Genomic DNA, 16,862 nt, shown 5'->3' on the forward strand with positions numbered 1-16,862 from the left:
CACCTCACGGGAGGAAGCGTGGCCCAGATGGCAAGAGGTGACGCCGCCTACTCGACCGACGGCTTCATAGCTTCGCGAATCGTCGCCCGCGACTCCTCGGGAAGCGACCGGTAATCCGCCCAGAACGCCTCCGCCGCGCTGAACTCCCGCTGGTCGCGCTCCATCCAGGAAGAGAGCATCCTGCGGTCCAGGCCGCTGAGCCCCTCGGCGCGCTTCAACATGTCTCCGAGGTCCGCAGTCACCGCGCCGCGCCCGCCTACCCGACAGCGGTTGCATTCGGCCACGAGCTGCGTCTTCTCCGCACCGTCCGGCAGCCGTACCGCCCGGCGGGCGATGTCGATCTGGGCCGACTCATAGGTGCCGGCGTAGATCTCACCTGGCGCGATGCCACACGACCGGCAGAAGTGCCCGTCTCGGGCGAGCACTTCACGCCGCCGGGTCTGAGTGATCGAGGTGCCGGGCCGCGTGCCCTTACCCGGCTGCCACACCGGCTCCCCCTGCTTCACGAAGCGCTGCTCATGCTGGCCGAGGGAAGCGTCCTCACGGTTCGTGTTGATCTGCCAGCCGTGGTCCCGCAGGTCACGTACCCGGCGGTCGGCCTGACTGACCCCTGGGAAGGCCGCCTTCACGTCCTCCTTGGTAAAGACGTTCCCTTCACCCACCACGGTCACCAGCCACAAGCCGGCGCGCTTCATCGTACCGAGCCTCGTGTCCGTCCACGACGGCATCTCCACCACGTACCCCTTACGTCAGGTCTTCTGCGTCCCCACCGAAACCGAGGATCGTTCCGGCATCAGCCAGCACTAGAGACCCTGACCCAAGGCCACCTCCAAAAGCCAGTCGTGACGATGAATTGCGGCACTGCAAGATGTTGCACTGCCGCAATCGACGAAATGCCTATTCAACCGGGGGCGGGCGGAGCAGTATGGAAGGTCTCCGTAAACTTCGAGCATCGGTGGCGAAGGGCTGGCATGACCAAACGACCCGCACGCAGAATCAAGCAACACAGCGGGCCCGCAGGGGGAATCAGGGAGGCGTTCTTCGTCGCCTTCAGCGAGATCGTGGAGGCCGTGGCCGTCCCCCACAAGGTGATCGCGAGCAAGGCGAATGTGGGGCTGTCCAGCATCTCCTGCTACAAGGGGGAGCGCGTACCGGACGAGCCGGGACCTCTGGAGCGCATCTACAAGGTCCTCGAAGAAGAAGCACAGGCACGTGACATGAGGCTGCCGCACTCACTGCCATACCTCCTCGCCCTGCGCACGGCCGCCACGGTCGAGAGAGCTGATCCCGATGCCGCCGCGCAAGTTCTTGCCTCTCTTCTGCGGCGGCGGCCGGCTTCTGAGGCCTGGTTACGGAGTCGCAGAAGGCGCGTGCTGCATGCCCGCAGGAAAGCCGCACGTTTGCCGGTACAGGCCAAGGTGCCGGTCCCCCGGCCGATGGGGGACCGGCACCTTGCTCCTGAGAAGCACGCCGCCGACATCGCCGACTATCTCCACCACGTGGCGGAGGGCCGGTTTCGGCATGCTCAATTCATCGCGTGGATGCTGGGCATGAACCTGGACACGCAGGAGTTCCCACAGACTGTCACCTCGTTCCGCATGGCCGGGGCGGAGGAAGCGATCGAGGCGATGCTCCACGCCGCTGCCGACCGCGAGGACATCCAGGCCCCCATCCGCATCGCCCTGACACTGCTCGACGAGGACCAAGTCGCTGACGCCCAGACCATATTGGGGGCGATCCAAAACCGCTAAGAACCACTGACTCCGTCCGTGCCGGCAAGCGTGGTGTCTCCTGTCTACGCCACGTCAGCCTCCGCCTCGAAGTGCATCTGCGCCCGGTCAAGCGTCTGGCCCGGGTCCCCGCCCTGCGCCTGTAGCCAATGGAGCAGGTCGGTGATCACATCCGTGACCGACTCCTCTAGAACCGCGGAAGTCGGCACGGCAGAACTCGCGCCGGCCACTCGTCGGTACTCCGTAAGAACCAGCGTGGCCCGCCGTACCCGCATGCAGTGGCGGGCCGACTCGATGGAGAGGTCACACCAGACAGCCTTTCCGGTCTCCGTGAGCAGGGTGCCCCACTCCTCACACAGGGAGGCCAGCAGGTGGAGGCCACGCCCGCATTCCGCTTCCCCGCACACGGCACGCAGAGCCGGCACAGTACGGCTCTTGTCGTGTACCTCCACCCGAAGGCAGTCACCTCTCACCTCAAGGACCAGGGCTGCGGAGGCCCCTTCGCCAACGTGCTTAATGACGTTCGTCACCAGTTCGGTCGCGACCAGTTCCGCCTCGTCAGTGAGGTCTCGCGCACCCCACTGCTCCAGGGTGTGCTTCACCTCCTTGCGGAGCTGATGCAGCTCCGCAGCCGCCGCCTCAAACGGCAAGACGCACCGCAGCCGCCTTGCATCCTCTTCGTGAATGGACATGGAGAGGCTCCCTCCAGGCCACGCAGCGCTGCGCCTGCCGCATCCGTACGGCTACACCGCGTAGTGAACTACATCGAGCATGGCACAGAGAACTCTCGCTGTGTAACTTCTCATGGAGACCCTTCGAGTGAATGCACTAGAACGGCAACTCGCCTGCGACATAGCCTGATCCCTGCCCTCAGGGTCGGGCGCCGGGCCGCCAGGGAGGAGCCAGATGTCGCTACGGACCACCACACGCCGACGCCAGCTAGGCGCCATGATGCGAAAGCTCCGCGCCCGCAAGGGCCTGACTCTTGAGGAAGCCGGCGCCCTCGTCGGGGTGTCGAAGGCGACGGTCAGCCGGTATGAGACACAAGCCGGCCCGGTCAAGTGGCTCGTGGTCGACGCCCTTTGCCGCGAGTACGCAGCGACGGACGCCGAGCGCCGCGCGGTTGTGGCACTCGCCAAGGATGTCAGGCAGCAGGGATGGTGGAGATCGTTCACTGACTCGATCCCCGAGAGCATGAACCTCCTGCTCACGCTTGAGGACGAGGCCGTACGTGAGGACCACTTCTCGTGCGTCTACGTCCCCGGCCTCCTGCAGACGCGTGCTTACAGCACCGCCGTCCAGTACGCCAACGAAATGCGGCTCGCTCCAGTGGAGATCGAGCGGCTCGTGGACATCCGCATGAAGCGGCAGGAAATCCTGGAGCGGCCGAATCCCCCTCGGCTGTGGGCCATCCTCGACGAGTCCGTCATCCGTCGCGTCGTGGGTTCCCCCTCAACCATGAGAGGGCAACTCGACCGCCTTCTTGAAGCGAACGAGTCACCCGGCATCACGCTGCAGGTTCTGCCGTTCTCCAAAGGGGCTCACTCTGCCGCGCTCGGGAGCTTCGTGATCATCGGCGGCACCGAGGCAGCGCTGGATGTCGTGTACGTCGACCTCCACACCGGCTCGCTTTTTCTGGAGAAGGACGAGGAACTGGAGCGCTACCGGCTTGCGTTCGACTACCTCCGCGCACAAGCGTTGGACATGGAGACTTCCTCCTCCATGATTCAACGCGTTCGCAAGGAGCTGTAATGCCCGTTGAGCCTCTGTCTCCCTCAGCCCTCTCGTGGTTCAAGTCCTCGTACAGCGGGGGCAACACCACCGAGTGCGTGGAGGCCGCGTTCGTCCCTCCGGGCATCCTTATACGCGACTCCAAGCAGGCGGGTGGACCCCATCTCCTGGTCTCCTCTGCGGCCTGGGCCCGGTTCATCGCGGTTGGCGTGGGCCGTCCCTGACGCCGTTGAGGCAGCGGGGTCTATGTGTGAGATCGGCCTAGGTGTGTAACCCGCCGCATGCACGGCGCACGCCGCGAAACGTACGAGGAGAGGAAGCCCCCTTGCCCTACACCCCCGAAACCGACCAAGACCGCAAGTTCCTCGACCACGCCATCGCCAACTCCCGGCGCGCACTGGAAGACGGCGGCAAGAAACCCTTCGGGGCCGTCCTCGTCGTGGATGGGGACGTCGTGGGGGACGGGACCAACTCCGTCGTCGAGTTGAACGACCCCACCGCGCACGCCGAGGTCATGGCCCTGCGGGACGCCGGGCGGCGGCTCGGGCGGTACTCCTTTGGGGACGGGGTCCTGTACGCGAGCAGTGAGCCCTGCCCCATGTGCCTCGTCGCCTGTTACTGGGCCGGGATTCCGCGCGTCGTCTATGGCGCCACCACCCGGGACGCCGCCCTCAACGGGCACGAGGACCTTCAATTCTATCGCGACGTGGCGTTGCCCAACGCCGAGCGGCGGCTGGTGGACGAGGTGCCCGTCGACGGTGCGCCGCGGTCGGCCGCGGTGGATGTTCTCGCCGCGTGGGCGGCCGCGCGGCCCGGCCCCATGGAGCCGAAGCTCTGAGCCCGCCCCTCGCTCTGCGGTCGCTACACGTTAGCCTCGGCCAGGAGTGAAAGACATCTGGGGCGTATCACCGAGAGGCAGGGCGATCATGGCGAGGATTCCGGGCGCGGTCATGGCGGCGAGCGGGCTGATCGGTGGGTACGGCGTCGCCCGGTTCACCAAGAAGCGGCCCCTCGGCGGGGTCGTGCTCGCCGCCGCCGGGAGCCTCGCCGCGCGGCAGTGGCGGGAGGCCGCCGGGGCGAAGACCGCCGCCGCTCTCAGCGCCGCGTACGTCGCCGGGTTCGCCGGGTCGCATCCGCTCGCCAAGAAGGTGGGCGCCTGGCCGTCCGTGCTCGGGGTCGCCGGTGCCGTCGGCGTCGCCTCGTACCTGTTCGCCGACCGACACCACTGAACCAGCCCGGCAGCGGCTACGTACGTGAGCCCCTGAACGTCGCCCGGTACACCCCCGGCGACACCCCCACCCCCGCCGCGAAGTGCTGCCTCAGCGACGCGCCCGTGCCGAAGCCCGCCTCCGCCGCGATGCGGTCGACCGTGTGGTTCGTGGACTCCAGGAGTTCGCGCGCCCGCTCCACCCTGCGCTGCGTCAGCCACCGCATCGGCGTCAGGCCCGTCTCCTCGCGGAAGCGGCGGCTGAAGGTGCGTACGCTCATCGATTCGACCGCCGCCAGGTCGGCCAGCGTCACGGGGTCGGCGAGGTGTGCCAGGGCCCAGGCGCGGGCGCCCGCCGTCGACGTCAGCCGCGGTTCCGCCAGCGGGCGGCGGATGTACTGGGCCTGGCCGCCCTCCCTGTGGGGCGGTACGACGGTGCGGCGGGCCACCTCCGCCGCGACCGCCGCGCCGTGCTCGGAGCGGATCAGATGCAGGCACAGGTCGATGCCCGCGGCCTCGCCAGCCGAGGTGAGCACCTCGCCCTCGTCGACGTAGAGGACGTCCGCGTCGACCTTCACCGCCGGGAACCTCTGTGCGAAGCGGTCCGACGACAGCCAGTGTGTCGTCGCCCGGCGGCCGTCCAGGAGACCGGCCGCCGCCAGGACGAACGCGCCCGTGCAGATGGACGCCACCCGGCGGCCCTCCCAGGGCGACAGGGCCGAGACCAGCTCCGGGGGCAGGGAGCCCGGTCCCAGGCTCTCGTCGCTCTCGTGCGACGCCGGGACGATCACCGTGTCCGCCGCCGCGACCACGTCGAGGCCGTGCGCCGCGTAGACCGGGAAGTCCGCGTCCGTACGGATCCTGCCGGGCCGCGGGGCGCAGGTGCGGACGTCGTACAGGAGGTCACCGGTCGTCGTCGAACGCGCCGTGCCCAGCAGCTGGTGCACCAGACCGAGCTCCATGGGAAGTACGCCGTCCCTGATCAGGACCGCCACCATGGTCCGTTCCGAGGTCCGCTCCGACGTCCGCTCCGACGTCCGTTCCGACGTCCGCTCCGGCTTCACCGCCATGGCCGGATTCTTGCATGGGCGCCCGATCCGGCCGACGGCGCCCGCCAACGCGGCGCCCGCTAAGGCGTCACCCCGCTCTCCCGTCCCTGCCGCCCCCCGCCGGGCCCCGCCTCCGGCGCCACCATGGACAGCGGCGCCGCGATGTCCTCCAGCGACCGCCTCTCCGCCTTGACCGCGAACGCCGCCGCCACAAGCCCCGCCGCGCACATCAGCCCCGCGCCGATCTGGAAGGCGAGGACCGTGTCGCCGACGACGCCCGACTCGGTCAGCTTGGCGAAGATCAGCGGGCCGCTGATGCCGCCGGCCGCCGTGCCGATCGCGTAGAAGAAGGCGATGGCCATGGCCCGGGTCTCCATCGGGAAGATCTCGGAGACCGTCAGATACGCGCTGCTCGCGCCCGCCGAGGCGAAGAACAGGACGACGCACCAGCACGCCGTGAGCGTCGCCGCGCTCAGCGAGCCCCGGTCGAAGAGCCAGGCCGTGACGAAGAGCAGGACGCCGGAGACGATGTACGTCGACGAGATCATGATCCTGCGGCCCACCGTGTCGAACAGTTTGCCGAGGAAGAGCGGGCCCAGGAAGTTGCCCGCGGCGATGACGGCGAAGTAGTAGCCGGTGCTGCCCGAGGGGATGTCGAAGAACTTGGTCAGGATCGCGCCGAAGCCGAAGGTGATCGCGTTGTACAGGAACGCCTGTCCGATGAAGAGGGACAGGCCGAGGACCGCGCGCTTCGGGTAGTCGCGGAAGACCGTCTTGGCGATCAGGCCGAATCCGATGCTCTTGCGCTGGTGGATGGTGATCTCACCGGCGGGCGGCGGCAGCGGCTTCCCCTTCTCCGCCTCGATCTCCCTCTCCACCGCCGAGACGAGGCCCTCCGCCTCCTCCCCCCGGCCGTGGATGAACTGCCAGCGCGGGCTCTCCGGGACGTGGCGGCGTACGAGGAGGATCACCAGGCCGAGGACGACGCCCATGGCGAAGGTGAGCCGCCAGCCGAGGTCCTTGGGGAAGATGTCGGTGTTGAGCATGACGACGGAGAGCAGCGAGCCGCCGATCGCGCCCAGCCAGTAGCTGCCGTTGATGATGAGGTCGACGCGGCCGCGGTACTTGGACGGGATCAGCTCGTCGATCGCCGAGTTGATGGCCGCGTACTCACCGCCGATGCCGAAGCCCGTCAGGAACCGGAAGAGGAAGAACCACCAGGCGTCGAAGGAGAGCGCCGTGAGGGCGGTGGCGCCGAGGTACACCGCGAGGGTGACCATGAACAGCTTCTTGCGGCCGAACTTGTCGGTGAGCCGGCCGAAGAAGAGCGCCCCGGCGCAGGCGCCCGCCACATACAGGGCCGCCGCGATGCCGGTGACCTGGGCGGAGCTGATCGCCAGGCCGCTGCCCTCCTCGGAGAGGCGGCTCGCGATGTTGCCCACGGTGGTGACTTCGAGCCCGTCCAGGATCCAGACCGTGCCGAGGCCGATGACGATCATCCAGTGCCAGCGGGACCAGGGCAGGCGGTCGAGGCGGGCCGGCACGGCCGTGGTGACGGTGGCCTCGGAGCCCGGACCGGAGCCCGAGCCGGGGCCCGAGCCGGGGCCGGTGCCAGGGCCAGGAGGCGGCGGCGGTGCGGCGGGCGTGGACGACGCGGTCATGCGGGCGGCTCCTTCCGCTGTTCCCACGTCGCCGTACCGCTGCCGACTGGTCGCGCTGCGCGGGCGACGGCCCCCTCAACTCCGAGTGAGCAACTCCAGAGTGCCCGGCAAACGCTTCCTCACGCGCGCCGACCACCGCCGGAAGGCCCCGCGCCGACCACCGCCGGAGGGCCCCGCACCGCCACCGCCGGAAAGCCCCGGGCCACGCCAGGCCAGGCCGACGGCAGCGCGTCCTCACCCCACGAACAGCCGCGACACCGTATAGATCGCCAGCCCCGCCAGAGAGCCGACCACCGTGCCGTTGATCCGGATGAACTGGAGGTCCCGCCCGATGTGCGCCTCGATCTTCTTCGAGGTGTGCTCCGCGTCCCAGCCCGCCACGGTGTCCGTGATCAGGGAGGTGATCTCGTCCCGGTAGGTCGTGACGACGTACACCGCCGCGCCCTCGACCCAGCCGTCCACCTTCTGCTGGAGCCGGCCGTCCTGCGCCATCCGGGCGCCGAGCGAGAGCAGCGAGGCCCGCACACGCATCCGCAGCTCGCTGCGCTCGTCCTCGGCGGCGGCCACGATCATCGATCGTACGGCCGACCAGGCGGAGGCGATGAGGTCCTGCACCTCGCCGCGCCCGAGTACCTCCCGCTTGAGGCGCTCCACGCGCTCCCGCGTGTCCGAGTCGGACTGGAGGTCGGCGGCGAAGTCGGCGAGGAAGCGGTCGACGGCCCCGCGCGCGGGGTGCTCCGGCATGTCCCGCATCTCGGTGACGAAGCGCAGCAATTCCTTGTAGACGCGGTCGCCGACCTTCTTGTCGACGAACCGCGGGGTCCAGCCGGGCGCCCCGCCCTGCACCGCGTCCATCACCGAGTCGGCGTGCTCCACCAGCCAGTCGTGGGCGCGTACGCAGACGAGGTCGACGACCCTGCGGTGGCCGCCGTCGGCGACGATCTTCTCCAGCATCTTCCCGATGCCGGGGGCGATCTCCTGGGCGTCGGCGCGGCGCGTGATGGCCTCGCCGACGACGGCCTGCACGTCGGAGTCGCGCAGGACGGTCAGCGCGCCCCTGAGCGCCGTGGCCAGTTCGGCCGTCACGCGGTCGGCGTGCGCGGGCTGGGCCAGCCAGGTGCCGAGGCGGCCGCCGATGCCCACGGCGTGCAGGCGGCCTCGTACGACGTCGGCGGAGAGGAAGTTCTCCCCCACGAAGTCACCGAGGGAGGCGCCCAGCTGATCCTTCTTGTTCGGGATGATCGCCGTGTGCGGGATGGGCAGGCCGAGCGGGTGCCGGAAGAGCGCCGTCACGGCGAACCAGTCGGCGAGCGCGCCGACCATGCCGGCCTCGGCGGCCGCCGCGACGTACCCCGTCCAGGCGCCGGCTCCGGAGTGCTGTGCCCACTTCGCCAGTACGTAGACGAGCGCGACGAAGACGAGCAGTCCCGTCGCCGTGATCTTCATACGGCGTACTCCGCGCCGCTTCTCCTCGTCGGCGGGGCTGTAGGTGAAGCCACCGGGGGCGACCGGGGTCACCGGAGCCGCCGGGGGCGCGGGGGGTGCCGAGGGTGCTCCCAACGGCCCGCCTTCACCCGATAGGCGGCCATCACCCGATTCAGTCCTTTTCTCCGCATTTGCGCTCTGCACTCACTCCACCTGGCCCGTTCGCCTCGTCCTCATCCGCATGATTCCGCGTCATGTGTTCTCCGTCCCTTCCTCCCTACTCCTGGAACGAACGACAAGTTCCCGGCGTCTCAAAGAGCGGAGGGGGCAGTGTCGGCCGCCTCACGGACCATGCCGCATCATGGGATGATCACACCGGAGCCTCGGGGCTCCCCCTGCCCGAGGAGACAGAGCCCGCATGACCAAGCGACACGGTTATGCCCTTCTCGCCGCGGTCATCGCGGTCATAGTGGTGATTTCCGCCGCCATATACGTCGGCGTCGCCGGCACCGACGACGGCTCGCAGGACACCATCAGCGCGGGTCCGCAGGGCCCCCGCAACTCCGCCGCCCCCGCCTCCTCCGGCACCTGGGTCGGCTCCTGGTCCGCCTCGCCCGCGGGGTACGAACCGGGCACGGAACGCAAGGGGTTCGCAGGCCGCTCCATCCGCAACGTCGTGCACACCAGCGTCGGCGGCGAGAGCGTCCGCATCACCCTGTCGAACCTCTACGGAACCACGCCGCTGAGCATCACCCACGCCTCCGTCGCGCTGGCCTCCGCCTCGAACGACCCGGCCGCGGCCCCCGGCACGCTGCGCCGCCTCACGTTCAACGGCAACACCTCGGTGGTGATCCCGCCGGGCGCCCAGGTGATGAGCGACGGTGCCCGACTGCGGGTCCCGCACGACAGCGACCTGCTGGTGACGACGTACTCGCCGACGCCCTCGGGCCCGGTGACGTACCACCCGCACGCGCGCCAGATCAGCTTCGTCGCCGAGGGCGACCGCACCGAGGACCCCGCGGGCGACGCCTACACCGAGCAGAGCCCCTACTGGCGCTACCTCTCCGCGGTCGACGTGCTGAGCACCGAGACCGACGGCACCGTCGTCGTCTTCGGCGACTCCATCACCGACGGCATCACGTCCACGATGGGCGCCAACCGCCGCTGGACCGACGTCCTCGCCGACCGCCTGCGCGAGGAGTCGGGCGCGCCCCGCTACGGCGTCGTCAACCAGGGCATCAGCGGCAACCGCATCCTGTCCGACGGCAACGGACGGCCCGCCGTCAACCCGTCGGGCCTCTCCCGCTTCGACCGTGACGTACTCGACCGCACGGGCGTGAAGGCCGTGGTCATCGCCCTCGGCGTCAACGACATCCTGCGCAACCCGCACCAGAACGACCCGGACCGCATCGTCGAGGGCCTGCGCGAGCTGACCCGGCAGGCGCACACGCGCGGCCTGCGCGTCGTCGGCGCGACGCTGATGCCGTTCGGCGGCCACCGCGGCTACGAGCCCGCGCTCGAAGCGGTCCGCCAGTCGGTGAACGAGCAGATCCGCTCGGGCCGGGTCTTCGACGAGTTCGTCGACTTCGACCGCGCCCTGCGGGACCCGTACGACCCGCGCACGCTGCGCGAGCAGTACGACTCGGGCGACCACCTGCACCCGTCCGACGCGGGCTACCGCAAGATGGCGGAGACCTTCAACCTCTCGCACCTCAAGGGCTCGGCGGCAGCACAGCTCTGACGGTCCTTCGGCCGCCGCCTGGAGCCCCGCCGGCCCTTACTGCGAGTCCCCGGGGCTGTCCTGCGGCACGTCCGGCGACCCGCCAGGCCCGCCAGGCCCCCGCCCCTCACGCCGCTTCTCGCGCTTGCGCATGTGCAGCTCGTGCCGCTCCTCGTGCCCGATGCGGTGCTGTTCGGCCCGTTCCCACTGCGCCGCACGACGCGCCTCCCGGCGCTCCAGCTTCTCCCGGCGCCGCTCCTCCTTGAGCCGCAGCTTCTCGGCCTTGCGCAGCTTGCGGTCGACGCCGACGCCGCCCATCAGGGCGAAGCCCTTGACGACCACGCGGGGCGAGCCGGGGGTGCCCACACCGGTCGCCTTGTCGTCGAAGCCGCCCATGATCCCCAGGCCGCGCACCACCACGTTCATCTCGGGCGGCACGATGACCTGGAGGCCGCCCATCACGGTGAAGCAGCGGATCTCCACGTCGCGCTCGGTGAAGTACGCCTCGCGCAGGTCGATCTCGCCGCCGCCCCACATCGCGAACGCGGTGAACTGCCGCCCCACGACCCAGCCGCCCTTGCGGCTGAACCCGCTCCAGAAGGCGAAGCCGCCGACCGAGGACGGTTCGCCGTCCACCATCCGCCCCGCCCAGTCGATGGTGGCCGGGGCATCGCTCTCGGGGCTCCCTGGCCGCTTCACCATGGACACCTTGGCGGCCCCGTGCGTGGGCAGGTCGCGGGTGATCGGCTCCAGCTCGCCGTAGGTGCGGGCCTTGTACGTGGCGTCCAGGCGCTCCTCGAACTCCGACATGTCGAGGCGGCCCTCGGCCAGCGCGTCCCGCAGCAGCTCGGCGACCCGCTCACGGTCGGCGTCGGCGGCCCGCAGGTCGGGCAGTTCGGGCCCGGCGGGTCCGTGCGATGTTCCCCCGGAGGATGCAGCGTCACTCATGAGGGGCAGCCTACGAGGTCACCTTGTCCGCGTACATCTTGGCGATGACCGCCTCGATGTCCGGCTCCCTGACCGAGAGATCGACCATGGGGTACCGGTCCGCGATCCGCGCGACAAGGGGAGCCGCCGACTCCGCCGCCGGGAAGGCGAGCCACTGGCGCGGGCCCTCCACCTTCACCACCCGCGCCGACTCGATCTCGATGGGCGGCAGTTCACGCTCCAGGTCCACGACCAGGGTGCGCTCGCTCTCGCCCACCTCGTGCAGGCCGGCCAGCGGACCGTCGTACATCAGGCGCCCGTGGTCGATGACCATCACGCGCTTGCAGAGCTGCTCGATGTCGGTGAGGTCGTGGGTGGTGAGCAGGACCGTGGTGCCGGACTGCGCGTTCAGGTCGCGCAGGAACTCCCGCACCTTCGCCTTGCTGATGACGTCCAGGCCGATCGTCGGCTCGTCCAGGTAGAGCACCTCGGGGTCGTGCAGGAGCGCCGCCGCGATGTCGCCGCGCATCCGCTGGCCGAGCGAGAGCTGGCGCACGGGTACGTCCAGCAGCGCGCCCAGTTCGAGCAGTTCCACGCACCGGTCGAGGTTCTCGCGGTAGCGGGCGTCCGGGATGCGGTACATGCGGTGCATCAGGCGGTACGAGTCGATGAGCGGCAGGTCCCACCAGAGGGTGGTGCGCTGGCCGAAGACCACGCCGATGCGCCGGGCGAGGCGGGTGCGGTCGCGGGACGGGTCGATGCCCGCCACGCGCAGCCGGCCGCCGCTCGGCGTCAGGATCCCCGTCAGCATCTTGATCGTCGTCGACTTGCCCGCGCCGTTCGGCCCGATGTAGCCCACCATCTCACCGCGCGGCACGGTGAAGGAGATGCCGTCGACCGCCCGCACCTCGTGCCGCTCGCGCCGTAGAAAGCCCGTCTTCCTGCGGACGTCGAAGACCTTCTCGACGCCGTCCAGCTCGATGAGGTCGGTTTCCATGAGGCGTCAACTCCCTGTGCTGCGGTACGAACGAAGACCCGTGCGCCAGGCGAGCCCGGCGAGGGCGAGGCAGCCCGCGGCCACCAGCGGCGGCGTGAACGCCGTCCACACCGGCAGGTCGAGCGGATAGGGCCGCCCGAGGACGTACAGGGCGGGCAGCCAGTTCACGAAGGCGAGCGGCAGGACGAACGTGACGCCGCGCACCAGGTCCTTGGCGAAGACGGTCGGCGGGTACTGGAGCAGCGTCGTACCTCCATAGGTGAAGGCGTTCTGCACCTCGGCCGCGTCCCGCGCCACGAACTGGAACGCCGCGCCCGCCACGAACAGCGACCCGAAGATCCCCGCCCCGCCGAGCAGCATCATCGGCACCGTCAGGATCTTCACCACCGTCCAGTCGATGTCCAGGACCACCAGGGCATACGTGAGAACGAGCGCGCCCTGCGTGAGCCGGCCGATCCGGTGCAGCCCGAAGCGGTCGGCGGCGACCTGGGCGATGACCGGGGCGGGCCGCACGAGGAGCGTGTCGAGGGTGCCGTCGCGCACCCGCTTGCCGAGGCGGTCCATGGAGCCCAGCGAGAGGTCGGCGAGGCCGAAGGCGGTGCACGAGGCGCCGTACAGGAAGGCGATCTCGGCCAGCGAGTAGCCGCCGAGCCGGTCCACCTGGGAGAACATCAGCAGGATCGCCGCGAAGTCGAAGGCGGTCACCGCGAAGTTGCCGAGTGCGGTCATCGCGAAGGACAGGCGGTAGGCCATGAGGGAGCGGATCCACATGGCGGAGATCAGCCGATAGGCCCGCAGCCCGTCGCGCACCTGGGCCTGCCGGAAGCGCACCCGGGACAGGTCAGCCACCCTGGACCACCACCCGTCGGGTCGCCACGGCCTGGAGCAGCCGCCCGGCGGTCAGCAGCGCCGCGGCCCAGCCGAGCTGGAAGGCGTACGTACGTATCAGGTCGAGGCCGGTGTGCCGGCCGAGGAACACGTCCGCGGGGACCTGGAGCAGCGCCGACCAGGGCAGCGCGCGGGCGACCTCGCCGAGCGCTCCGGGGAAGACGTTCAGCGGCAGGAGCATCCCGGAGAAGAAGGTGCCCGCGAGCATCGCCACCTGGCTGACGCCCGCGCCGTCCATGGTCCAGAACGCGGAGAGCGCCACCAGGAAGCGCAGCGCGAAGCTGACGAGGGCGCCGAGCAAGACGGCCGTGAGGAACGCGAGCCAGCGCAGCGGATCTTCGGGCAGCGCCAGGTCGAAGACGAGCGCGCCGGCCGCCATCGGCAGGACGCCGCGCCCGAGGAGCTGGAAGAGGGCGCGGCCCAGATCGCTCGCCAGCCACCAGGCCTGGAGGTCGGCGGGCCGGTAGAGGTCGACGGCGATGTCACCGGTGCGGATCCGCTCGATCAGCTCGCCCTCGAAGCCGCCGCCCATCAGCGCCATGACCGTGAGCAGGGCCTGCCCGAGCCAGACGAAGGTGACGGCCTGCGCCTGGTCGTACCCGCCGAGGCCGGGCCGCTCGTCCCAGAGCGCGAGGTAGGTGTAGGCGAGGATCAGCCCGAAGGCGGTGTTGGTGAACACCCCCGCCGCGGTCGCGACCCGGTAAGTGGCGTATCTGCGGAACCCCCCTTCGGCGACGGCGGCGTACAGACGGAACCGTCCTGCGCGCACGTGCATCCCTTTCACAGTGAGCCTCGTCCCGAATCGGGCCAAAGCGCAGGATCGTACTGTGACCGGGATCGCACGCGCCAGGCATTTTCGCCTCGGGGGCGCGTGCCTGGTGCCGACTCCTGTGGCGACAGTGTGCAATGGGGGTTACGAGGCGTACTGGACGTACGACGCTAACCGGGAGTTCCGCAAGACATGAGCGACGAGCCGCAGCAGCAGGGCCCCGCCGGGGACGGTGGCGAGGCCACCGGGACCGGCAAGGCCAAGAAGCCGAAGCGCCCCAAGCGCACGGGCTGGCGGCGGCTCTTCCCGACCTGGCGCATGGTCCTCGGCGGCTTCCTGCTCCTTGCCCTGCTCTGCGTGGGCGCCTTCCTGGCGGGCTACCTGCTGGTGGAGATCCCCCCGGCCAACGCCGCGGCGACCAAGCAGAGCAACGTCTACCTGTACGAGGACGGGACGGAGATCGCGCGCGACGGAAAGGTCAACCGCGAGAACGTCCCGCTGTCCGAAGTCCCCCTGCACGTCCAGCGCGCCGTCCTCGCCGCCGAGGACCGCGACTTCCACAGCGAGTCCGCGGTCGACCCGAAGGCGATGGTCCGCGCGGCCTGGAACACCGTCACCGGCAAGGGCAAGCAGTCCGGCTCCACGATCACCCAGCAGTACGTGAAGAACTACTACCTGGGCCAGGAGCAGACGGTCACCCGCAAGGTGAAGGAGTTCTTCATCTCCATCAAGCTGGACCGCGAGGTGAGCAAGGACGACATCCTCTCCGGCTACCTGAACACCAGCTACTTCGGCCGCAACGCGTACGGCGTGCAGGCCGCCGCCCAGGCGTACTACGGCAAGAACGTCAAGGACCTCTCCACCGCCGAGGGCGCCTACCTCGCGACCCTGCTCAACTCCCCCAACGCGTACGACGTCGCCACGCACCCCGAGAACAAGCAGCGCGCGGCGGGCCGCTGGAACTACGTCCTGGACGGCATGGTCAAGGAGGGCTGGCTCGGCAAGGCGGACCGGGCGAAGGCGAAGTTCCCGATGCCCGACGAGGCCAAGGGCGCGGCGGGCCTGTCCGGGCAGCGCGGCTATGTCGTGAAGGCCGTCGAGGACTACCTCACCACCAACAAGATCATCGATGAGGACACCCTCGCCAAGGGCGGCTACCGCATCACCACCACGCTCCAGAAGGACCGCCAGGACGCGTTCAAGAAGGCCGTCGACGACCAGGTGATGTCGAAGGTCGACAAAGACGCCCGCAAGGTGGACCGCAACGTCCGCGCGGGCGGCGCCTCCATCGACCCGGCCACCGGCAAGGTCGTCGCGATGTACGGCGGCATCGACTACACCAAGCAGTACGTCAACAACGCCACGCGCCGCGACTACCAGGTCGGCTCGACGTTCAAGCCGTTCGTGTTCACCTCGGCGGTGGAGAACGGCTCGGTCACCCAGGACGGCCGCCCCATCACCCCCAACACCGTGTACGACGGCACCAACAAGCGTCCCGTGCAGGGCTGGAGCGGCGGCACGTACGCCCCCGAGAACGAGGACCAGGTCTCCTACGGCGAGACCACCGTCCGCGAGGCCACCGACAAGTCAGTGAACTCGGTGTACGCGCAGATGGCCGTCGACGTCGGCGCCGACAAGGTCAAGGACACCGCGATCGCCCTCGGCGTCCCGAAGACCACCCCCGACCTCACCGCATCGCCCTCCATCGCGCTCGGCCCCTCCACCGCGAGCGTCCTGGACATGACCGAGGCGTACGCGACCCTGGCCAACCACGGCAAGCACGGCACGTACACGATCGTCGAGAAGATCACCAAGGGCGGCGAGGAGGTCGAGCTGCCGGAGCAGACCACCAAGCAGGCCGTCACCCGCGAGGCCGCCGACACCACCACATCCATCCTGCAGAGCGTCGTCCAGGGCGGCACCGGCACCGCCGCCCAGGGCGCGGGACGGCCCGCCGCGGGCAAGACCGGCACCGCCGAGAACGACACGGCGGCCTGGTTCGCCGGCTACACCCCCGACCTCGCCACCGTGGTCGCCGTCATGGGCCAGGACCCCGAGACCGGCGCGCACACCCCGCTGTACGGCGCCCTCGGCGAGACCCGCATCAACGGCGGCGCCTACCCGGCCCGCGTCTGGGCGCAGTTCACCAAGGCCGCCCTGGAGGGCAAGCCGGTCAAGGACTTCGACCTGGAGCTGGAGCAGGGGGCGGACCTCCCGCTGCCGCCCGACCCGACCACCACCGGCGGCACCCTGCCCCCGGAGACCGGCAAGCCCACCGACGGCGGCCCCACCGACGGCGGCACGACGGACGGCGGCACCGACACGGGCGGCGCCACCACCACCGGCGGCGGCACGGACACCGGCGGCGCGACCACCACCGACGGCGGCACGGACACCGGCGGGCCGGCCACCGGCGGCCAGACGGGTGACCAGACCGACGGCGGAGCCACCACGGACGGCGGCGCCACCGACGGCGGAACGGCCGACGGAGGAACCCCGGGCGGCCCGACGGACGGCGGCACCGACGCGGGAGGAGCCACCGACGACGGCGGCGCCTCGGACGGCGGCGCGATCGGCGCCCTGACGGACGACTAGGGCCTGTCTGACAATTCGCGTCGTCGCCCGGAGGGCGGCCTCGCGGCGTCAGGTGCGTGCTCTCGGCGTGCCGGGCGTAGGGCCTCGTACTGGATGTACTTGGCTCTGCGCCCGGTGCGGCGAGAGTGCGTGCATGGCGTCGCGAGGCAGGCGGGAATTGTCA

Annotated in this window: 16 protein-coding genes; 7 read left to right on the plus strand and 9 right to left on the minus strand. The window is 70.0% G+C overall.

Annotated elements, in window-relative coordinates; translation table 11 throughout:
• Positions 1-47: 47 nt before the first annotated feature.
• Complete coding sequence (locus ACF062_RS05670) at positions 48-734, minus strand: hypothetical protein (protein ID WP_392136550.1); 687 nt, start codon at positions 732-734, stop codon at positions 48-50.
• Positions 735-971: 237 nt separating this feature from the next.
• Between ACF062_RS05670 and ACF062_RS05675 the strand changes: the two genes are divergently transcribed.
• Entirely contained in the window at positions 972-1,751 is a 780-nt protein-coding gene (locus ACF062_RS05675; RefSeq protein ID WP_392136052.1) for a hypothetical protein, read from the plus strand.
• A 44-nt stretch (positions 1,752-1,795) separates the two neighbouring features.
• Here the strand turns inward: ACF062_RS05675 and ACF062_RS05680 are convergent, their stop codons facing one another.
• A complete protein-coding gene (locus ACF062_RS05680) occupies positions 1,796-2,422 on the minus strand; it encodes an ATP-binding protein (RefSeq protein ID WP_392136055.1) in 627 nt (208 codons plus the stop codon).
• Positions 2,423-2,636: 214 nt separating this feature from the next.
• On the opposite strand from ACF062_RS05680, the gene ACF062_RS05685 reads away from it, so the two are divergent.
• The 4 genes from ACF062_RS05685 to ACF062_RS05700 all read left to right on the plus strand — a co-directional run bounded on the left by ACF062_RS05685 (position 2,637) and on the right by ACF062_RS05700 (position 4,690).
• Positions 2,637-3,482 (plus strand): helix-turn-helix domain-containing protein, encoded by an 846-nt coding sequence (locus ACF062_RS05685; RefSeq protein ID WP_392136057.1) that lies wholly within the window; start codon positions 2,637-2,639, stop codon positions 3,480-3,482.
• Positions 3,482-3,685 (plus strand): DUF397 domain-containing protein, encoded by a 204-nt coding sequence (locus ACF062_RS05690; protein WP_392136060.1) that lies wholly within the window; start codon positions 3,482-3,484, stop codon positions 3,683-3,685. The genes ACF062_RS05685 and ACF062_RS05690 overlap by 1 nt, the downstream gene beginning before the upstream one ends.
• 101 nt (positions 3,686-3,786) lie before the next feature.
• Positions 3,787-4,299, plus strand: coding sequence for a nucleoside deaminase (locus ACF062_RS05695; RefSeq protein ID WP_392136063.1), 513 nt, complete (start codon positions 3,787-3,789; stop codon positions 4,297-4,299).
• Positions 4,300-4,387: 88 nt separating this feature from the next.
• The gene (locus ACF062_RS05700; RefSeq protein ID WP_392136066.1) at positions 4,388-4,690 is read left to right on the plus strand and encodes a hypothetical protein; all 303 of its coding nucleotides are present in this window, start codon (positions 4,388-4,390) and stop codon (positions 4,688-4,690) included.
• Positions 4,691-4,706: 16 nt separating this feature from the next.
• On the opposite strand, the gene ACF062_RS05705 is transcribed toward ACF062_RS05700, so the two are convergent.
• The 3 genes from ACF062_RS05705 to ACF062_RS05715 form a co-directional block, all read right to left on the minus strand.
• Positions 4,707-5,666, minus strand: a complete 960-nt coding sequence (locus ACF062_RS05705) for a GlxA family transcriptional regulator (RefSeq protein ID WP_392136553.1) — start codon at positions 5,664-5,666, stop codon at positions 4,707-4,709.
• Between the two features lie 131 nt (positions 5,667-5,797).
• Positions 5,798-7,378, minus strand: a complete 1,581-nt coding sequence (locus ACF062_RS05710) for an MFS transporter (protein ID WP_392136068.1) — start codon at positions 7,376-7,378, stop codon at positions 5,798-5,800.
• Positions 7,379-7,612: 234 nt separating this feature from the next.
• Positions 7,613-8,824, minus strand: coding sequence for a DUF445 domain-containing protein (locus tag ACF062_RS05715; protein WP_356578703.1), 1,212 nt, complete (start codon positions 8,822-8,824; stop codon positions 7,613-7,615).
• 397 nt (positions 8,825-9,221) lie between these two features.
• Here ACF062_RS05715 and ACF062_RS05720 point away from each other — a divergent pair, with 397 nt between their 5' ends.
• Positions 9,222-10,544: an SGNH/GDSL hydrolase family protein gene (locus tag ACF062_RS05720; RefSeq protein WP_392136071.1), complete on the plus strand. Its 1,323-nt coding sequence runs from the start codon at positions 9,222-9,224 to the stop codon at positions 10,542-10,544.
• Between the two features lie 36 nt (positions 10,545-10,580).
• On the opposite strand, the gene ACF062_RS05725 is transcribed toward ACF062_RS05720, so the two are convergent.
• Genes ACF062_RS05725 through ACF062_RS05740 form a run of 4 tightly spaced genes read right to left on the minus strand, consistent with a single transcriptional unit; the run spans position 10,581 to position 14,110 of the window.
• Positions 10,581-11,471: a DUF1707 domain-containing protein gene (locus ACF062_RS05725; RefSeq protein WP_392136074.1), complete on the minus strand. Its 891-nt coding sequence runs from the start codon at positions 11,469-11,471 to the stop codon at positions 10,581-10,583.
• A gap of 10 nt (positions 11,472-11,481) precedes the next feature.
• Complete coding sequence (locus ACF062_RS05730) at positions 11,482-12,447, minus strand: ATP-binding cassette domain-containing protein (RefSeq protein ID WP_392136077.1); 966 nt, start codon at positions 12,445-12,447, stop codon at positions 11,482-11,484.
• Positions 12,448-12,453: 6 nt separating this feature from the next.
• Entirely contained in the window at positions 12,454-13,296 is an 843-nt protein-coding gene (locus ACF062_RS05735) for an ABC transporter permease (protein WP_392136079.1), read from the minus strand.
• A complete protein-coding gene (locus tag ACF062_RS05740; RefSeq protein WP_392136082.1) occupies positions 13,289-14,110 on the minus strand; it encodes an ABC transporter permease in 822 nt (273 codons plus the stop codon). Before ACF062_RS05740 ends, ACF062_RS05735 begins: the two co-directional genes overlap by 8 nt.
• A 186-nt stretch (positions 14,111-14,296) precedes the next feature.
• On the opposite strand from ACF062_RS05740, the gene ACF062_RS05745 reads away from it, so the two are divergent.
• The gene (locus ACF062_RS05745; protein ID WP_392136085.1) at positions 14,297-16,699 is read left to right on the plus strand and encodes a transglycosylase domain-containing protein; all 2,403 of its coding nucleotides are present in this window, start codon (positions 14,297-14,299) and stop codon (positions 16,697-16,699) included.
• The last annotated feature ends 163 nt before the right edge of the window (positions 16,700-16,862 follow it).

Source organism: Streptomyces sp. NPDC015345 (genome assembly GCF_043078805.1).
In the GTDB taxonomy this organism is placed as follows: Bacteria; Actinomycetota; Actinomycetes; order Streptomycetales; family Streptomycetaceae; genus Streptomyces.